The sequence below is a fragment of the Catellatospora sp. KI3 genome (genome assembly GCF_029948125.1).
Taxonomy (GTDB): Bacteria; Actinomycetota; Actinomycetes; order Mycobacteriales; family Micromonosporaceae; genus Catellatospora.
The window spans coordinates 71,623-87,245 of the sequence record NZ_JASAMB010000010.1 but is presented as its reverse complement, the minus strand read 5'-3'; the positions used below and the strand labels follow the sequence as shown (position 1 = coordinate 87,245).

Sequence of the window (15,623 nt, the reverse complement as noted above, 5' to 3'; positions counted from 1 at the left end):
ACTACTCCAGTGCTCATTCGTCCATTCCTTCCGGTTGTGTCGTCGGTTCCGTGCCGAGTCGCTCGTCGGCGGTGTCGGGCCATCCCGTGGTCTCCGACCAGCTGCCCTCCTCCGCCATCAGGTGCCGCTGCCGCTCCGACTGCCACCTCCGGAAGCGCCGCCAGGTCCAGGTCAGGTGAGCGATGAGGGCAACGGCGGGCAGCATCACCGGCAGCCACGCGGCGCTGACCACCAGCACGGCGTACGCGGCGAGCAGCGCGAGCACGATGACTCCGCCACGCCGCTGTACCGGCCGAGCCGCGGCGGCTCCGGACGCGACCATCCGCCGCAGGAGCGAGTAGGTCTCGCAGTACGGGCCGCCGATGATGCCGGCCATGGCCGTCTCGGTCGCGCCCACGACCAGCAGGACGATCGCGAGCATTCCCCAGCCGAGGATGGTCGCCCTCTGGTCGGCCCAGCCGATCAGCCCTGCGCCGACGAGGGCGGCGACCCAGAACACGGCCGAGAACGTCACGCCGACGACCGCCCAGCCGGCCGATTCGAGCCGGCTGTACTCGCGCATGAGGCCGTACACCGACGCGACCTTGGCCGCTGCCTCGGCCGCGTCGGCCCGAGCGACCTGTTCGCGCCACTCATCGCTCGCGGCGTTCTTGGCGCAGGTGATGAGCAGGCTGGCTGCCAGCTGCTCCAGCGGATCCGGCGAGTCGGCGAGCTGCTCGAACCAGGGCAGGCGTACCGTCCTGGCCCGATCCTCCGGTGGATAGACGCTGTCCCGCCTGGCCTGGAGGTCCTTGCGTAGCCAGCTCTGTGCCCCGAGCCGGTCTACGGTCAGCCACAGCAGCATGGACCGCACCAGGCCCGAGTCCTCGCCGCGCAGGTCGGAAGCCGCGCCCCTGTGCTGCGGTTCGAGATTGACGATCACGCGCATCCAGTCCTGCGCGAGGCTGCGCCACCGGTCGTCGATGGCGGTCAGATCCTGGCCGCCGCGCCTGGTCGACAGGAGCGGCAGCAGCCGATACCTGTAGAGCTCGGCCACCACCTCACGCTCCAGCCAGCCCTGCCTGCCTTCGAGACGCCCCGCCCGGAAGGCGAGCTGTGCTATCTCCGGCAGTGCCGTGGCGGTGATCGGACGCCCAGGCAGGCGGTAGTGGGACTCGCACAGCGGGTCCAGCAGGGCGATCACCGAGAGCAGCCGCACCGTGCTGGCCTCCTTGCTGCGCTTGATGCGACGCAGCTCCTTGCGCCTGGCGGCGGCCTGGTCGGGCTCCTCCTCGTCGAACTGGCGCAGCCATTCGGTGAACTGCGGCCAGGCCTGAGCCGGCGACTCGAACAGTCGGGTAGCGGACGAGGACCAGTGATTCACCATGTGCGCGGCGAGTCGCCCTCGGTCGTAGTGGTCTGTTCCCAGGAACGGAAGCGGTTTGATGCGCGGGTTCGGCCATACGACCGGGGCGCTCGGGGAGTCGGCTGCGTGTACCGGCGGGCTCTCACCCCGCAACCACGCCTGCACCTGATCGATCCCCCAGCGGTTCTCGTAGTCGAAGGTGAGCAGGCCCTTGCAGAGCAATGCGATGTCCGGATCCTCGACCGCGACTGGGATCGGCAGCCGTGTGATGTGCTTGCGGGCCACCCGTTCGTCATACCGGGCGAGGGGATGTCCGCCGAGGCAGGTCTCCAGCACGGTCATGCCGAGCGCCCACCAGTCGTTGGCGGCGGTGACGATGCGGGCGCTGAGGAACTCGGGCGGGCAGTAGAGCATCGAGCCGGCCTGGTCCGGGCTGAACATCTCACCATCGGGCACGGCTGTGCTGATGCCGAAGTCGGTGATCGCCAGATCCAGCGGGTGCGGCACGCGGACGAGGAGGTTCGCCGGGCGCACATCGCGGTGGACGATCGATAGCTCGTGCGCCGCCGCCAGCGCCGGTGCGATCTGGCCCACCAGGTGCCGGACCTCGTCAGCGGCCAGCCTTCCATCCTTCCGGGGACGGAGCAGGTCAGCAAGGGTGACGGCGGGTGTGAGCGAATCGGGGTCGGTGCCGGGTTCCCGCAACGGGGGCACATACGCCAGCAGCTCGTAGTAGCGCTTGTCGGCGAACCCGGTCTCGTAGACCTGGACGACATGCGGGTGGTGAAGCCGGGGCAGCGCGGCCGCGACCGCCGAATCCGGCTGGTGATCAGGCCGGTAGACCTTGAGCACACGCGCGGCAGTCCGCTCGTCGTGCACAAGGAAGACCTGTGCCTGGTTGGGCTGACTCCGCAGCAGCCGAGCGTCGGGAAAGCGGAGAGCCAGGGCGTGGGGCAACCGGCTAACAGTCCAGGCGTCATCGGTCTCATCGAAGCCTGCGGGCTGCGGCTGGCGGCTCGGGATGAGATCAGTCGGCGCATAGGCGATTGCCGGGTTGTGCCGGGGGCGCCTACCTGGGGTGAGCTCGGTCGGCTCATAGGCAGGTGGCTGATCGTGCCGGAGGCGTCGGCCGACGACCAGCTCGGTCGGTTCGTATGGCGCGACAGCTGGGCCGTCGGGCCGGTCGTCGTCGTCACGCGGACCGTCAGGGGTGCTCATGCAAGCACCCCGTACCGACCTGCACAGCTGCCGGAGACATGCGCTGGAATGCCGTTTCCATAGTTATCGACACCTTCTTGGAATTGCGTTTCCAATAAATCGCACTGAAGCTTGGAAAATATAACCATTGCGCTTTTGCGGGTGCGTGCCACAATACCGTAAAACAGCAAGAGCGCCAGACCTGGCGCCTGGAGGGCGATTCCAAAAATTGCCTGCAGACCTTGGAAAATCACCACGTATGTAGATTTCGGACAGTGTCGAACGGCGTTATTAGAGCATGCGTCCGAACCCCGACGGAAGCGGAATTCAATGCCTAAGAGCGAGCCCATTCGCAGTGAATTCAGAATTGCTGAGCTATGGTCGCGGGAACGAATGTTCGCCCGCGTCAACGGCGCGCGGGACGGTGCCCTGGGCCTGCACTGCCCTGTTTCCGACCATCGGCGGCTGAGCCTGGCCCAGCGCAGGTTCGGGCTGGGCCTCCGGGAAATCCCGGCCGGCCCCTCGAACGAGGTGGTCGGCACCGCCTGGACGCCATTCGTAGGCGAGCGGCACAGCGTCGCCTACGCGACGTCCAGCCAGATGCTGTCCTGGCTGACCGAGCAGAGCCGCCCGCTGGTCCTGCGCTTATACGCCCATGCGCAGACGCTGGTGTATGAGCACGCCCGGCCGGATGGCGCCAGCGCCGCGGCCCGCGGCCGGTTCAACGCCGCCCTCACCGACTGGCGCTCCAGGGTGCAGGGCTGCCGCGAGCGGGCGGAGGCAGCAGTGAAGCATGCCGACCTGTACGTCGACTGGTACTGGCAGGCGCTGATGCGCAACCACCTGAGCCGAGTGGCCGACCGCTGGCGTTGCCAGGGCCTGCGCCCGCCGCGAGCGGTATTAGAGCCGGTCTGGACCAAGCCCGGCACGTACTTCCTGCTGCGGTTCGGCCTGGACGACGACGAGGCGTCGTCGAAGGCCGCCCGGATCTTCCTGCAAGCCCTAGACATCATCGGCGAACCACTGGACCACCGGCCCACGCCCGACGAACCGGAGGGCGGCACTCCGCTGTCCTCGGATGACGAACGGAGATGATCATGAAGTTTGGTATCCGCGCCACGGCGCTGCTCACAGCGGTGGCGGCGCTCCTCGGCGGCTGCGCCTGGCTCGACGACCTGGCGGACATAGGCAGACTCAACGGCGCGTGCGGGATCGCGGTGGACGGCTCCGGGTCGGCGAACGCGAGCAGCAGGGGGTTTGATGCGATGAAGGAGGCTCACAACACCGTCGAGAAGTTCCTCGATCAGGCGGGGTGCCGGTACGTCACCTTCGCGCCCATTTCGACCGCGCCCGAGAGCATCAAGTGCGGAGCGCCCACTCTCGACCTCGATCCCGACGACAACGGTGCCCAGCTGGACACGGACCAGGTGCGCCCGCAGCTACGCAAGCAGGCCCTCGATTCCGTGGAGGGCCTCTACCAGTGCATCGTCAAAACCCAGGGTGAGCGTTCCACCGACGTGCTCGGTGGGATGCGGCTGCTCATGCGGCAGCGTCCGACTGAGGACGGGGAGTATCGACTCCTGATCATCAGTGATTTCATCGACACCACGCCGCCGGCGCCGATCCTCGGACCGGATCTGGTCACGCCCGCCGGGCGGGGGCGGATCATCGCCTCGATCAGTTCGCGGATTCCCGACCTGAACGGCAGCGATGTAACGCGGGCAGGGTTCGGCAAACTGTTCAGCAACGATTCCACACGGATGCAGGCGCTGGAGGCGTTCTGGCAGGAGGTCGTGGTCAACCGGGGGAAGGCCTCGCGACTGCACGACTTCGGCGCGGCCGGGGGTGCGGCATGACCGACGTCCAGATGGCGCCGCGACCGCGACGCTGGTGGCGGCGCGGCCGGACAGACGCAGACCAGCAGCGCCCGGCGACCTGGTCCCTGTTCGAACCGTCGAGCTGGGTCTGGGCCTGGCGTCAGCGTGCGGCCGCGCGCGAACTGGCCCGCCGCCGAGCGGCGGTGCTGCCGACCGAGGCCGCTCAGCTGCGCTGGCGCAACGCCCTCGTCGGCCGGGCCGAGGCCGCGGCGCTTGCTGACGCGCGGTCAAGCATGTTCGACGAGTGGTCCTTCGGCACCGCCACCTCACTGCCGCCGCACCTCAAGACACTGCGGCGGTTCGCCGCACAGGACGTGGCGGCCGCCCGGCTGGCGCTGGCCGATCTGGCGCAGTTCGAGCGGGACCACTTCCACGTCCGGACTTCAGACGAGGCGGTGTTGCGGAGCCGGCTGGAACTCGTCACGCAGCTGCGCGACGAGTCCGCGACGATGTCGCGGCGTGCCATCGTACGACTGGACCGGCTAGCCAACCGCCAGGCCTGGCGACGCGAGGTCTTCCGCTTCTTCGGGCGGTCCCGTCAGGACCCGAGCACAGCGCGGGTGCTGGCAGATCGGGACCTGAACCCGGAGCCGGTTGAAGGCACGATCGGCCGGCTAGGCCTTGATCCCATGCCGGAGAGGGTGCCTTGGGAGGGTGCGCAGGCTCCGGTCATCGGCAAGGCCTTCCGGGCGCTAACCCTGCTCGGTCTCATACTGGTAGAGCTGCCCATCACCTTCCGGGTATTCCAGCAGTTCCATGGAAGAACCGGCATCGACCTGGTCATGACCGCGATGATCGCATTGCCGGTCGCGTGTGCCATGATCCTGCTGCCGCATTTCACGGGCCGGTTCTACCGCTATCGGCATGCGACTGGCCGGGAATGGTTCGCCATCTCGCTGTGCGCTGTACTCATTGTTCCGTGGGCGGTCGTGGCCTGGTGGCTGGGTAGCCTTCGGGCCGCCATCATCGCGATGCCTCCTGCTCCCGGCCAGGTACATTACCCGACTGTCATCGAGCGAATGGGCGTCGGCGAATCGACCATCGCCGCGATCTTCATCTCGATGATGTTCATCACCGGCGGGCTGGGGCTGCTACTCGGCCTGGCTCGTACCCATCCGCTGCAGGACGCGTTCGGGCGGGCCAACCGGGAACGGCACCGACTGGAACGCAGGCTGGCACGGATCCGCCCTGTGATCGCCACTGGGCAGCCGCCTAGTGATGAGGAGCTGCGGGAGCGCGCGGACCGTCGATGCGAGGCCATCGAGGCCGGCTATGCGGCAGCCGAGCATGCCTACCTGGGCAGGCTTGCACGCGCCCTGGGCAATCCGGCGGCGACCGAGTCCATCGCGCGGTTGTCGGACCAGGTCGCCAACCAGCGTGAGAATCCCCAGGAGGAGCTGGTATGACTCACGTGCTGCGGGTCAGTCGGGTCCGCTACCCGGTGGAGGTGCTGGGACCTGGCCGAAGGCTGGGTGTCTGGGTCCAGGGCTGTCCGCTGTCCTGCCACGGCTGCATGGCCCGCGACACCTGGGACCCCACTTCGGGCACCGAGGTAGCCGTAGCCGACCTGGTCGAGGTGTGGCGCCGACGGCTGGCAGACGGTGCCTGTGGCTTGACCGTCAGCGGTGGAGAGCCACTCGCCCAGCCGGAGAGCCTCGGGGAGTTCCTGAGCGGGGTCGCCGCACTGCGCGACCCCGCCCGGCAGCCGGTCGCCGACATCATGGTCTACACCGGCTATGAGCGCGACGATCTTTCCGAGGTGCAGCTGGCCGCCCTGCGCCACGCCGACGTCGTGGTCACCGGCCGGTACGACGCCGCGAAGCCGACCCGCCTGATCTGGCGTGGTTCGTCGAACCAGACGTTCTGGCTGCGGACAGATCTCGGGCGGGAGCGGTTCGCGGCCTTCGTGGACGCGGCGCCGGAGCAGACCCCGCTACAGGTGACGGTGGAGGACGACGGTCGAGTTTGGCTGATCGGGGTGCCGCGCCATCGAGACCTGGCAAGGCTAGAGCGCTGGTTGCGCGCCAGTGGCATGACAGTCGAGGCAGCCAGCTGGCGGAACTGGTCGTGAGTGCGGCCTCGCGGCGGCGGTGACCGTCCGCTACCGCGAGGCCACCACTACCGGAGAACAGGTCAACCACAGTGAGATGCGAGCTTGTGGATTGCATTGAGCCAACGACATTGCCGATGGCCGCGCGTCTTGGATTCGCACTCGTAGCCATCATTGACGATCCAGACGCGAACGATCCGGGTTGACCCGCCGCAACATCGAAGGACATCTGCAGTTGGACCGATCCATCAGGCGCGTGACCGGGTAACGCTTCTCCGCCCAAAGCTAGCGAGTCAGTTTGGGCTACCAGAGTAGACGCGGTCGGTCGACCAATCAGTGCGAGCGACAGACGGCCGACCGCGATCGGCATGTCCGATCCGTCACCATAATACGAGGCAATAAAGATGCTTCCGTCAGCGTTCTCGCAAAGTTCATTGACCGACCCTCGCAGGCAAAGGCGAGGGCATCGCCGACTGCCTCCGGCACGTCGACCGGAGCCTCGTCGTCAACAACCAGGCGCAGACGGCGGCCGCGTAGCGTTCTCCGCGCAAAACGACGTAGCTCCGCCGCATCTGAAACATCGCCACTCATTGGCACTACCGTCATGGTGGCCACCTCCAAACGCAGCCCACCTCGGCAAAACGAAAGAAACGCAAGGTCGCGTAATGAACTGCCGTTGTGGTGAACAGCCCGCAACTACAGGCAGTTACCAACAGAGATCGGCAATCAGCAGGCGACAGGCCGGAAGACGGCAACTTACCGCGACGTCGCAACTACAGAGGAGTGTTAACGATGTTCAAGTGTACTTGAACATCGTTACGCGAGAATGCGCACCTGTGCGATTCTGTGGTGTCCGAGGGGGGACTTGAACCCCCACGCCCTATACGGGCACTAGCACCTCAAGCTAGCGCGTCTGCCATTCCGCCACCCGGACCGGTGGTGTCCGACCTCCCCGTCCACCAGCCCGCATTTCCGCTGGTGTCCGGCGTCAGCCGCACGAGCCATAACTGTACACGGCCAGGGTTGATCACGCACATCGGGTTACCACCCGGCTATCGTCCCACCCGTGACAGCCGACATCTGGGTAGTCGCCGGCCCACCCGGCGCAGGCAAGTCCACCATCGCCGACCTGCTCCTCAAGGCCCTCACCCCCACCCCCGCCCACCTGGACAAGGACGTCCTCTACGGCGGCTTCGTGGCCGCCACCCTCGAGGCGGCAGGCCGCCCCTTCAGCGAGCGCGAAGGCCCCTGGTACGACGCCCACATCAAGATCCACGAGTACGCCGGCATGACCGCCACCGCCCGAGCCATCCGCTCCCACGGCTGCCCCGTCCTCCTCGACGGCCCCTTCACCGGCCAGATCCACAACCCCGACCACTGGACCACCTGGGTAAAGGACCTCGGCGGCGACCCCGTCCACCTGGTCTGGGTACGCACCGACCCCGCCACCCTGCACGCCCGGATAACCGCCCGCGCCCTCCCCCGCGACGCCAAGAAGCTCGCCGAGTTCGACACCTACCTCACCAACATCCGCGCAGGCGTCGAACCCCTTGTCCCCCACCTGACCATCGACAACCGCCTCGGCGCGCCTCCGCTCGACCAACAGTTAGCGAACCTGCTCGGCTGAAGAGGTCCGCTACCTGCCGACGCCAGCCACAGCGCCGCGAGCCGCAGCATCGGTCAACCAGGAGAAGTGACTACGCGCCGATCAGGCAAAGTGTGAAGTTAGCTTTTGTCCGATTCTGCGCAACGCGCCCCTCTGATCCCACCGCCGCGACAACCCGTAGCGCCGAGGCCGAAACACCTACGGAACAGCCGGGATCTCGATCAGCTCGCCGCCGAGCGCGTCCCGCACCTTCACCAGCCAGGCCCGGCCCTCTGCCGGGCCCATCACCGACCAGTTCGCCCCGACCACGCCGTTCGAGCCGTACGTACTCTGCGCGGGCCTGTCGAAGATCCGCTGGACAGACGACTTCGCATCCTCACCACTGGCATACACCGACACGTTCAGCTCGAACTCGTCCGGCGTCCTGCAGAAGGCACTCTCCCGCGCCCGTACGTCGTAATCCTCGACGGCGATCATCTCGTACCCGGCGCAGGCGATACCGGCTGCGCGGATGTCGTCGATGAGCGCGGCAGCGGTGTCGTACGTCTTCGGCGGTACTCCCGCCTTGTCTCCGTCGGACGTACTGCTGCAGGCGGCCAGACCGACGAGCACGGCCAAGGCGAGGACGGCGGCACGGATGCGCATCGACTGCTCCGGTTGATCGGGGTGACGGACCTGGCCACGGTACGGCACGGCCTCACCTCGCCGGCACCCGTCCGCGGGAGGCGACGGCCGTCGACGCACCGGCTAGGCAGCCATCCGCTCCAGGTACGCCTGCGTCTCCGCATCGGTCGAGTACATGATCACCCCGCGCATGCCCCGGGTCAGCAGTACCCGGTACGTGTTGCGGATCAGCTCCGTGAACCGGCTCCCGTCCGCCTTCTTCACCGCCGGGTCCTTGCAGTACTGCGGCCGGGCCACCCACCCGTCCCCCCGCCGCACGAAGTCCGGCCCGAAGATCACCCCGGCCCAGTCGTACTCGAACCCCTGCGCCGTGTAGACGCACCCCACCTGCCCGAACCCGCGCTCGTCAGAGGCCCAGAAGTACGACTCCGGCGCATCCGGCACCCGCTGCTCCGGCTTGACGTTCCACGGCCGCGCCCAGTCCCCGACCACCACGTCGTCGACCAGCACCTTCCGGTCCCCCACCTGCCGCGGATCACTCCACGGCCAGCAGTACCCGGCCGCGATCCGCGCCGTCCCCGAGTGCTCCTCCCGCCGCGCCACCAGCCACGCCTCCAGCTCCGCCGGCGTCCGCGCCGTACGCACCACGAAGTGCTCGTCGTCCCGCGTCACCAGCTTCGACCAGGGCATCGGCGGATCCCGCCGCAGCCCGAGCAGCCGCGCCACCCACGCGTCGTAGAACTCCGACCCGCCGCACCGGTACTGCCCGTCGAGCCGCACCACCTCGACCCGGCAGCCCAGCCCCTCGGCCGCGTGCCGGATCGCCGACTCCGACCCCATCTCCCCCGGCCGCACGATCTGCTTCTCGTCGAGCAGGAACACCGGCACCCGCGCCACGTCGATCAGCTCTTCGATCTGCCGCCGGGCCGCGAGCCGCTTGTCCTTCGGCGTGTACCGGTTGACGCTGGTCTCCCGCAGCCGGTGCGCCTCGTCGCAGATGACCACGTCCAGTGACCTGGGCGGCGCGTCGATGAAGTTGTTGAAGTACTTGAACAGGCCCTGCACCTGCGTACTGCGCGTCCCCGCGACCTTGCGCATGGTGTTGGTGAACGCGCTCGACCCGGTGGCGTGCAGCACCCGGTGCCCCTGCCGGCTCAGCTCCCCCAGCAGGCTCAGCGCGATGACGCTCTTGCCCGACCCCGGGCCGCCCAGCACGATCACCACGGTCTGCTGCCGCGCCGTCCGCGACCGCTCCACCGCCGCCTTCACGGTGCTGAACGCGACCTGCTGCTCGTCCAGCAGCACGAACTGCTCCCGGTCCCGGATCTCCTTCGCCGCGACCGCGAGCAGCTTCCGCGACGGCGCCACCTCCGCCGCCAGCAGCTCCTCCGCGGCCTTGCGCGCCCGGTCGCGGTCCGCGTCCGGATCGAGCCGGGCCCGCAGCCGCTCGACCAGCGCGTCCTTCGTGCCGAGGGTGTACAGCGTCCCGTACTCGTCCATCCGGTACTGGCGGATGCTCCACACCCCGGTGTCCAGCGCGTTGTGCAGGTAGGCGATGCCGTGGACGCTGTCGGGCTGCTCGGCGAGCATCGGCGTGAAGTCGACGAGCTGCTGGCAGTAGCGGCGTACCTGCTCGACGGGGTGCAGCACCGGCTGGGCGTAGTGGTCGATCCGCACCAGGTCCTCGCCGGCGGGTTCGGCCTTGCTCCACTGCTTGAGCTCGACCACGACGTACGACGGCCGGGCGGTGCGCGGGTGGGTGCCGCACAGGATCACGTCGGCCCGCTTGGGGCTGTACGGCAGCTGGTGCTCCAGCAGCACCTCGACGTGCCCGAGCCCGGCGTCGACCAGGTCGCCGAGGAAGGCGGGCAGGCTGCGGTCCCACGAGCGCACCTCGGCGACGGAGATGCCGCTGTTGAGGGCGATGCGGGCCTGCTCTTCGAGCACGGAGATGAGGGTGCCCGCGCGGGCGTCGTCGAGCAATGCCGCGGCGGATCTACGGACCAGCGCCACCGAACGTTCTCCCACCTGGGCACGTGTCATCACGTGCGGGTGGGGGCTCTACGCGTGGAAGCGGTGCCCGGCGGGCCGCCCGAACAGGTTACCGGGCGGCGACCGCGGCCGCCGCCCGGTGGTGACGGCTCAGCGCGGTCGCAGCAGGACGGTCAGCGCCACGGGCGCGGGGTGGAGTTCGTACCGGGGCAGGGTGTCGGGGCCGCAGGAGCGGCTGCCGATGCCGTGCTGGCGAGGTCGATGTTCACCCACGCGTGTGTCTCCGTACGCGGGCTCCGTGGCGGCTTCCGTGGTCACCACGGATGTGGGCGGACGGCCTCAAAGGCGAGGCTGTTCTCAGACACAGCGAGCCACGACAGCCTCCCGAAGGAGCACCCCATGACCTCCATCGACCACCTCACCCTCGAAGTCACCGACCCGGCCGCCGCCGCCTCGTTCTACACCGCGGCCTTCGGGCTGGGCGAGCGCATCCGCGTGCGGGCCGCCGACGAACCGTCGGCCGGGTTCCGCGGCTACGCGATCTCGCTGGTCGTGCCGCAGCCGTGCGACGTGGACAGCTTCTTCGCCACCGCCCTGGCCGCCGGGGCGACGACGCTCAAGCCGGCGAGCAGGAGCTTCTGGGGGTACGGCGGCACGCTGCAGGACCCGTTCGGCACCATCTGGAAGCTGGCGTCGGCGGAGAAGAAGAACTCCGGCCCGGCCACGCGGCAGGTGAACGATCTCGTGCTGCTGCTGGGCGTCGACAACGTCAAGGCGACCAAGCAGTTCTACACCGACCGCGGCCTGCCGGTGGCCAAGAGCTTCGGCAGCAAGTACGTCGAGTTCGGCACCTCGACCATCAAGATGGCGCTCTACAGCCGCAAGTTCGCCGCCAAGGACTCGGGTGTGTCGCCCGAGGGCTCCGGCTCGCACCGCATCACCGTGGGCAGCGACGCCGGAGGCTTCGTCGACCTCGACGGCTTCCGCTGGGAGGCCGCGGCCGCCTAGGTACGGCCAGCGGATCACAACAGAGCGAGGGGCCCGGGTTCCGGACCCCTCGCTTAACCATCCCTGTGCCGGGCGGCTCAGTGCGCCGAGGGTGCTGCGACGATCTTCTGCTTGACGACGTCGGGGCTGCTCGGGTCGAGCTGCATCGGGTCGGTGCTGCGGTAGACCTCGCTGATCTCGTACGCCCGCTTCTCCAGTTTCAGCGCCTCCAGGTCGGCCCGCAGCCGCTCGGCCAGCGGCAGCTTGCGCTTGCTGACCAGCACCAGCGTCTCGCCCTCGGGGTCGTCGATCGCGGTGATCTTCACGTTGCCGACGCCGGGGGCGTAGAACTTGCGCTGGACGCCGCCCTCCTCGTCCAGGGGGCTGGTCTCGTCGATGACGAGGACGCCGTCGTAGCAGCCGTTGGGGGTGCAGACGTTGTCCTGGTGGGTGCGGTGCACCTCGCCGCAGTCCAGGAAGTCGATCTCCGGGGCGTACCCTTCGAGGAACTCCTTGCCCTTCTTGGGCTTGCCGGGCACCAGCACGCCGCCCCTGGCGTCCTCCTGCCCGGTGATCCAGGTGCTGGGGGCGCCGGTGAACTGGCCGTTCTCGTCGAACTCCTCCGGGTACTCGCCCAGCACCCACACGTTGCGGTCCTTGTCCTGGGCCTGGAACGCCAGTTCGGACTCGGCGAGCACCCCGTCGTTGGTGTCGACGTCCCACAGCACGCGGGTGGTGACGCCCGCGACGTCCTTGACGAAGTCGGTCACGAACAGGACCACGGTGTGCGGCTGGAGGCCGCCGCCGGTGTCGGAGAAGCCCTGCAGGGTGTACTCGTAGCCGGAGACCAGCGGGTAGAACCGGTTGGTGATCTCGGCGCTGTCGCGGAAGTTCCTGGGGCGGAACTTGGTCAGCGGTTCGCACGGCGTCTGCGCGGCGCCGGCGGCGTCCGCGTCGGGGGCCTGGTGGGCGGCCGCCGGTCCGGTCAGTGCCAGCATCGCGGCCAGCGCCGCTCCCGCGGTCGACCAGGCTGCCGCCCGCCGCCGTGTTGCCCCCGTGAAACCTGCCATGAGCTGCCCCCGTGGTGGTGTCGTGCGCGCCGACCGTCCGGCACGCGCCGTTTCGCACCATATAGGGCTTAGCAGCACCAGCGAGGCGTTATATCCGGTTTTCCGCCATCTGCCGGCCGAAGACAGCGGCCGGGTCGCGGTAGGCGCGGGCCAGCAGCGTCACCCAGTCGTAGATCGCGGTCTCGTTCGGAGCCAGGGGCCCCGGGGTGTAGTGGGGCGAGGACATGCCCCGCTGCACCGACTCGCACGCCGCCCAGTCCTGCCGGTTGGTCACGTCCCAGAAGTCGACCGCGTACGACGGGTCGGTGACCTTGTCGTCGAAGAGCCAGCTGCACTCCACGAACGTCCGGTCGGCCGCCAGCGGCACCATCCGGTGCGCCATCACGTAGTCGGGGTGCAGCGACAGCAGCACGTTCGGGAACAGGCCCAGGTAGCGGACCTCGCGCGGGTCGACGCCGGGCAGCATGATCCCGCGCGAGCGCCCGTCCAGCGACATGGTCTCGGCGTGCTCGCGCAGCCGCATGGAGCCGCCGAGCCAGTGGCCGGGCTCGTGCCAGTTGTCGCCGGAGGTGGGCGGGGTGACCGCGCACAGCTCCGGGTGGATCAGGGGGCAGTGGTAGCACTCGTGGTAGTTCTCGGCGATGATCTTCCAGTTGGCGGCGACCTCGTACCGGTGCACGGCCTTGACCGTCAGCTGCTCGGCCGCGTACGGCGCGACGAGGTCGTCGAGGGTGCCGAGGTGCTGCTCGAACGGCATCGCCGAGGCGCCGGCGTTGACGAACACCCATCCGTGCCAGTCGACGGCGGGCAGTTCGAACAGCCCGAACGCGCGCGCCTCGAACTCCTCGCCCATCCGCGGCGCGGCCTTCAGCGCCCCGTCCAGGTCGTAGGACCAGCCGTGGTACGGGCACACGATGGCCCGGCGCGCGCACCGCTCCCCCGTCCCGAGCAGCTCGTGCCCGCGGTGGCGGCACGCGTTGGCGAACGCCCGCACCTGCTCGCCCAGCGTCAGCACCACCGACACGTCGCCGACGGTGACCTCCTGCTGGTTGCCCTCGGCGGCGAGCTGGCCGCGCCGCCCCAGGCACGTCCACGATCCGGCGAACAGGTGCCGCCGCTCCCACGCCAGGACCCGCTCGTCGGTGTACGCGGCGACGGGCAGCATCCGCGACTGTCCGAACGGGCGCAGCGCGGCGGCCAGGCCCTCGTCGTCCAGCGGTGCGGCGCTCATCGGCGTCCCCGGTCGCGCAGGACCTGCCGGACGACGTTGCGTCCGGGTATGCCGGTGACGCCGCCGCCGCCGTGCGTGGCCGATCCGGCCTGGTAGAGGCCCCGGATCGGGGTGCGCAGGTCGGCGTAGCCGGCGGCCGGGCGGCAGTGGAACATCTGGCCCGGCGTGAGTTCGCCGTGGAAGATGTTGCCGCCGATCAGGCCGTACTCGGTCTCCATCTGGTGGGGGCCGATGACCTGCCTGCCGATGACGGAGTCGGTGAAGCCGGGGGCGACGGCCTCCATCCGGGCGGTGAGCCGGTCGGCGTAGGCGTGCAGTTCGGCGGCGTGCGGGGCGGCGGCCCAGGTGTGCGGCACGTACTGGGTGAACATGCTGACCACGTGCTTGCCCTCGGGGGCGAGGGTCGGGTCGAGCACCGACGGGATGCAGATGTCGGCGAAGGGCAGGGTCGACGCCCGCCCGGCGGCGGCCTCCTGGAACGCGGTCTCGACGTCGTCGAGGGACTCCGACAGCACGATGGTGCCGCCGTGCACGTCGGGGTCGAAGTCGGGGTGGCTGGTGAACACGGGCAGCCGGTCGACGGCGAAGTTGACTTTGACGGTGCCCGAGCGGGTCTGCCACGCCTGGATGTCCTCGACGAAGTCGGCGGGCAGCTCGGCCCGGTCGACCAGGTCCAGGAACGAGGTCTTCGGGTGCGCGGTGGTGATGACCGTGGCCGCGGTCAGCTCCTCACCGGACTGCAGGGTGACGCCGGTGACGCGGCCGTCGCGCACGTCGATGCGGGCCACGGGGGCCTGCGTGCGGATCTCGGCGCCGAACGCCCGCGCCGAGGCGGCCATGGCGGCGGTGACCGCGCCCATGCCGCCGCGCGGGAAGCCCCAGGCGGCCGCCTGGCCGCCGGTCTGGTCGAGGTGGTGGTGCAGGGTGACGAACGCGGTCCCGGCGCTGCGGGGCCCGCCCCAGGTGCCGATCACGCCCGAGACCGACAGCAGGCCGCGCATCGCGTCGGATTCGAACCGCTGCTCGACCAGGTCGGCGATGCTGGCGGTGAACAGCCGGGTCAGGTCGAACGCGGCGCGGGTGTCCACGCCGCGGACCCTGCCCAGCAGCGCCGCCTGCGCGAGCAGGTCGCCGGGCCGCTTCGAGCCGAGCTTCGGGGGTATGGCGTCCAGCAACGGCCCGACCTTGGCACCGAGCGCGCCCAGCCACTGCTCCCAGCGGGTGTAGGCGTCGGCGTCGGCCTTGGCGAACTTGGCGATCTCGGCCCAGCGCCGGCCCGGTTCGCTGACCAGGTGCAGGTAGCGGCCGTCGCGGCGCGGCGCGAAGTAGGGGCCCTGGGGGTAGACGTGGTAGCCGTGCTCGGCCAGCCGCAGATCTCGGACCATGTCGGGTGGGAGCAGGCTCACCACATAGGACAGGGAGGTCACCAGGAAGTCCGGGCCGAACGGGCGTTCGGAGACGGCGGCCCCGCCGACGATCTCGCGGCGCTCCAGCACCAGCACCCGGCGCCCGGCGCGGGCGAGGTAGGCGGCGGCCACCAGTCCGTTGTGCCCGCCCCCGACGATGATCACGTCGTACGTCACCCGAAGAGTGTGCCTGACTGATCACTCAGTTGGGAAGAGCACGTTCGACATGCGCAATATT

The 15,623-nt window shown here is 69.2% G+C and carries 14 protein-coding genes and 1 tRNA gene; 6 read left to right on the top strand and 9 right to left on the bottom strand.

The genetic code is table 11. The annotated features are described in order from the left end of the window. Nucleotides 1-13 precede the first annotated feature (13 nt). Nucleotides 14-2,563: a protein kinase gene (locus tag QEZ54_RS17820; protein ID WP_281305759.1), complete on the bottom strand. Its 2,550-nt coding sequence runs from the start codon at nucleotides 2,561-2,563 to the stop codon at nucleotides 14-16. Further along, entirely contained in the window at nucleotides 2,560-2,799 is a 240-nt protein-coding gene (locus QEZ54_RS17815; protein WP_281305758.1) for a hypothetical protein, read from the bottom strand. Before QEZ54_RS17815 ends, QEZ54_RS17820 begins: the two co-directional genes overlap by 4 nt. A gap of 136 nt (nucleotides 2,800-2,935) precedes the next feature. Between QEZ54_RS17815 and QEZ54_RS17810 the strand changes: the two genes are divergently transcribed. Genes QEZ54_RS17810 through QEZ54_RS17795 form a run of 4 tightly spaced genes read left to right on the top strand, consistent with a single transcriptional unit; the run spans nucleotide 2,936 to nucleotide 6,490 of the window. Then, nucleotides 2,936-3,637 (top strand): hypothetical protein, encoded by a 702-nt coding sequence (locus tag QEZ54_RS17810; protein WP_281305757.1) that lies wholly within the window; start codon nucleotides 2,936-2,938, stop codon nucleotides 3,635-3,637. Between the two features lie 2 nt (nucleotides 3,638-3,639). Then, nucleotides 3,640-4,398, top strand: a complete 759-nt coding sequence (locus QEZ54_RS17805; protein WP_281305756.1) for a hypothetical protein — start codon at nucleotides 3,640-3,642, stop codon at nucleotides 4,396-4,398. Beyond that, the gene (locus QEZ54_RS17800; protein ID WP_281305755.1) at nucleotides 4,395-5,825 is read left to right on the top strand and encodes a hypothetical protein; all 1,431 of its coding nucleotides are present in this window, start codon (nucleotides 4,395-4,397) and stop codon (nucleotides 5,823-5,825) included. The genes QEZ54_RS17805 and QEZ54_RS17800 overlap by 4 nt, the downstream gene beginning before the upstream one ends. Continuing rightward, nucleotides 5,822-6,490 carry a 4Fe-4S single cluster domain-containing protein gene (locus QEZ54_RS17795; protein WP_281305754.1) on the top strand — a complete coding sequence of 223 codons (669 nt, stop codon included), beginning with the start codon at nucleotides 5,822-5,824 and terminating at the stop codon, nucleotides 6,488-6,490. The genes QEZ54_RS17800 and QEZ54_RS17795 overlap by 4 nt, the downstream gene beginning before the upstream one ends. A gap of 826 nt (nucleotides 6,491-7,316) precedes the next feature. Here QEZ54_RS17795 and QEZ54_RS17790 read toward each other — a convergent pair. After that, nucleotides 7,317-7,403, bottom strand: a tRNA-Leu gene (locus tag QEZ54_RS17790). Nucleotides 7,404-7,535: 132 nt separating this feature from the next. Here QEZ54_RS17790 and QEZ54_RS17785 point away from each other — a divergent pair. Beyond that, nucleotides 7,536-8,096, top strand: coding sequence for an AAA family ATPase (locus tag QEZ54_RS17785; RefSeq protein WP_281305753.1), 561 nt, complete (start codon nucleotides 7,536-7,538; stop codon nucleotides 8,094-8,096). Nucleotides 8,097-8,273: 177 nt separating this feature from the next. On the opposite strand, the gene QEZ54_RS17780 is transcribed toward QEZ54_RS17785, so the two are convergent. The 3 genes from QEZ54_RS17780 to QEZ54_RS17770 all read right to left on the bottom strand — a co-directional run bounded on the left by QEZ54_RS17780 (nucleotide 8,274) and on the right by QEZ54_RS17770 (nucleotide 10,964). After that, nucleotides 8,274-8,768, bottom strand: a complete 495-nt coding sequence (locus QEZ54_RS17780) for a hypothetical protein (protein WP_281305752.1) — start codon at nucleotides 8,766-8,768, stop codon at nucleotides 8,274-8,276. Between the two features lie 54 nt (nucleotides 8,769-8,822). Beyond that, nucleotides 8,823-10,727 carry a DNA/RNA helicase domain-containing protein gene (locus tag QEZ54_RS17775; protein ID WP_281305751.1) on the bottom strand — a complete coding sequence of 635 codons (1,905 nt, stop codon included), beginning with the start codon at nucleotides 10,725-10,727 and terminating at the stop codon, nucleotides 8,823-8,825. Between the two features lie 114 nt (nucleotides 10,728-10,841). Next, nucleotides 10,842-10,964, bottom strand: coding sequence for a hypothetical protein (locus QEZ54_RS17770; RefSeq protein WP_281305750.1), 123 nt, complete (start codon nucleotides 10,962-10,964; stop codon nucleotides 10,842-10,844). 126 nt (nucleotides 10,965-11,090) lie between these two features. On the opposite strand from QEZ54_RS17770, the gene QEZ54_RS17765 reads away from it, so the two are divergent. Further along, nucleotides 11,091-11,699, top strand: a complete 609-nt coding sequence (locus tag QEZ54_RS17765) for a glyoxalase (RefSeq protein WP_281305749.1) — start codon at nucleotides 11,091-11,093, stop codon at nucleotides 11,697-11,699. A 77-nt stretch (nucleotides 11,700-11,776) separates the two neighbouring features. Here the strand turns inward: QEZ54_RS17765 and QEZ54_RS17760 are convergent, their stop codons facing one another. The 3 genes from QEZ54_RS17760 to QEZ54_RS17750 form a co-directional block, all read right to left on the bottom strand. Next, on the bottom strand, nucleotides 11,777-12,748 hold the full coding sequence (locus QEZ54_RS17760; RefSeq protein WP_281305748.1) for a hypothetical protein: 972 nt from the start codon (nucleotides 12,746-12,748) through the stop codon (nucleotides 11,777-11,779). An 88-nt stretch (nucleotides 12,749-12,836) separates the two neighbouring features. Further along, nucleotides 12,837-13,979: an aromatic ring-hydroxylating dioxygenase subunit alpha gene (locus tag QEZ54_RS17755; RefSeq protein ID WP_281305747.1), complete on the bottom strand. Its 1,143-nt coding sequence runs from the start codon at nucleotides 13,977-13,979 to the stop codon at nucleotides 12,837-12,839. After that, entirely contained in the window at nucleotides 13,976-15,562 is a 1,587-nt protein-coding gene (locus tag QEZ54_RS17750) for an NAD(P)/FAD-dependent oxidoreductase (protein WP_281305746.1), read from the bottom strand. Before QEZ54_RS17750 ends, QEZ54_RS17755 begins: the two co-directional genes overlap by 4 nt. Nucleotides 15,563-15,623: the final 61 nt, after the last annotated feature.

Coding starts and splice junctions, on each gene's coding strand:
- QEZ54_RS17820 (WP_281305759.1), bottom strand. CDS start 2,563: ATGAGCACCCCTGACGGTCCGCGTGACGACGACGACCGGCCCGACGGC.
- QEZ54_RS17810 (WP_281305757.1), top strand. CDS start 2,936: ATGTTCGCCCGCGTCAACGGCGCGCGGGACGGTGCCCTGGGCCTGCAC.
- QEZ54_RS17805 (WP_281305756.1), top strand. CDS start 3,640: ATGAAGTTTGGTATCCGCGCCACGGCGCTGCTCACAGCGGTGGCGGCG.
- QEZ54_RS17800 (WP_281305755.1), top strand. CDS start 4,395: ATGACCGACGTCCAGATGGCGCCGCGACCGCGACGCTGGTGGCGGCGC.
- QEZ54_RS17795 (WP_281305754.1), top strand. CDS start 5,822: ATGACTCACGTGCTGCGGGTCAGTCGGGTCCGCTACCCGGTGGAGGTG.
- QEZ54_RS17765 (WP_281305749.1), top strand. CDS start 11,091: ATGACCTCCATCGACCACCTCACCCTCGAAGTCACCGACCCGGCCGCC.
- QEZ54_RS17760 (WP_281305748.1), bottom strand. CDS start 12,748: ATGGCAGGTTTCACGGGGGCAACACGGCGGCGGGCGGCAGCCTGGTCG.
- QEZ54_RS17755 (WP_281305747.1), bottom strand. CDS start 13,979: ATGAGCGCCGCACCGCTGGACGACGAGGGCCTGGCCGCCGCGCTGCGC.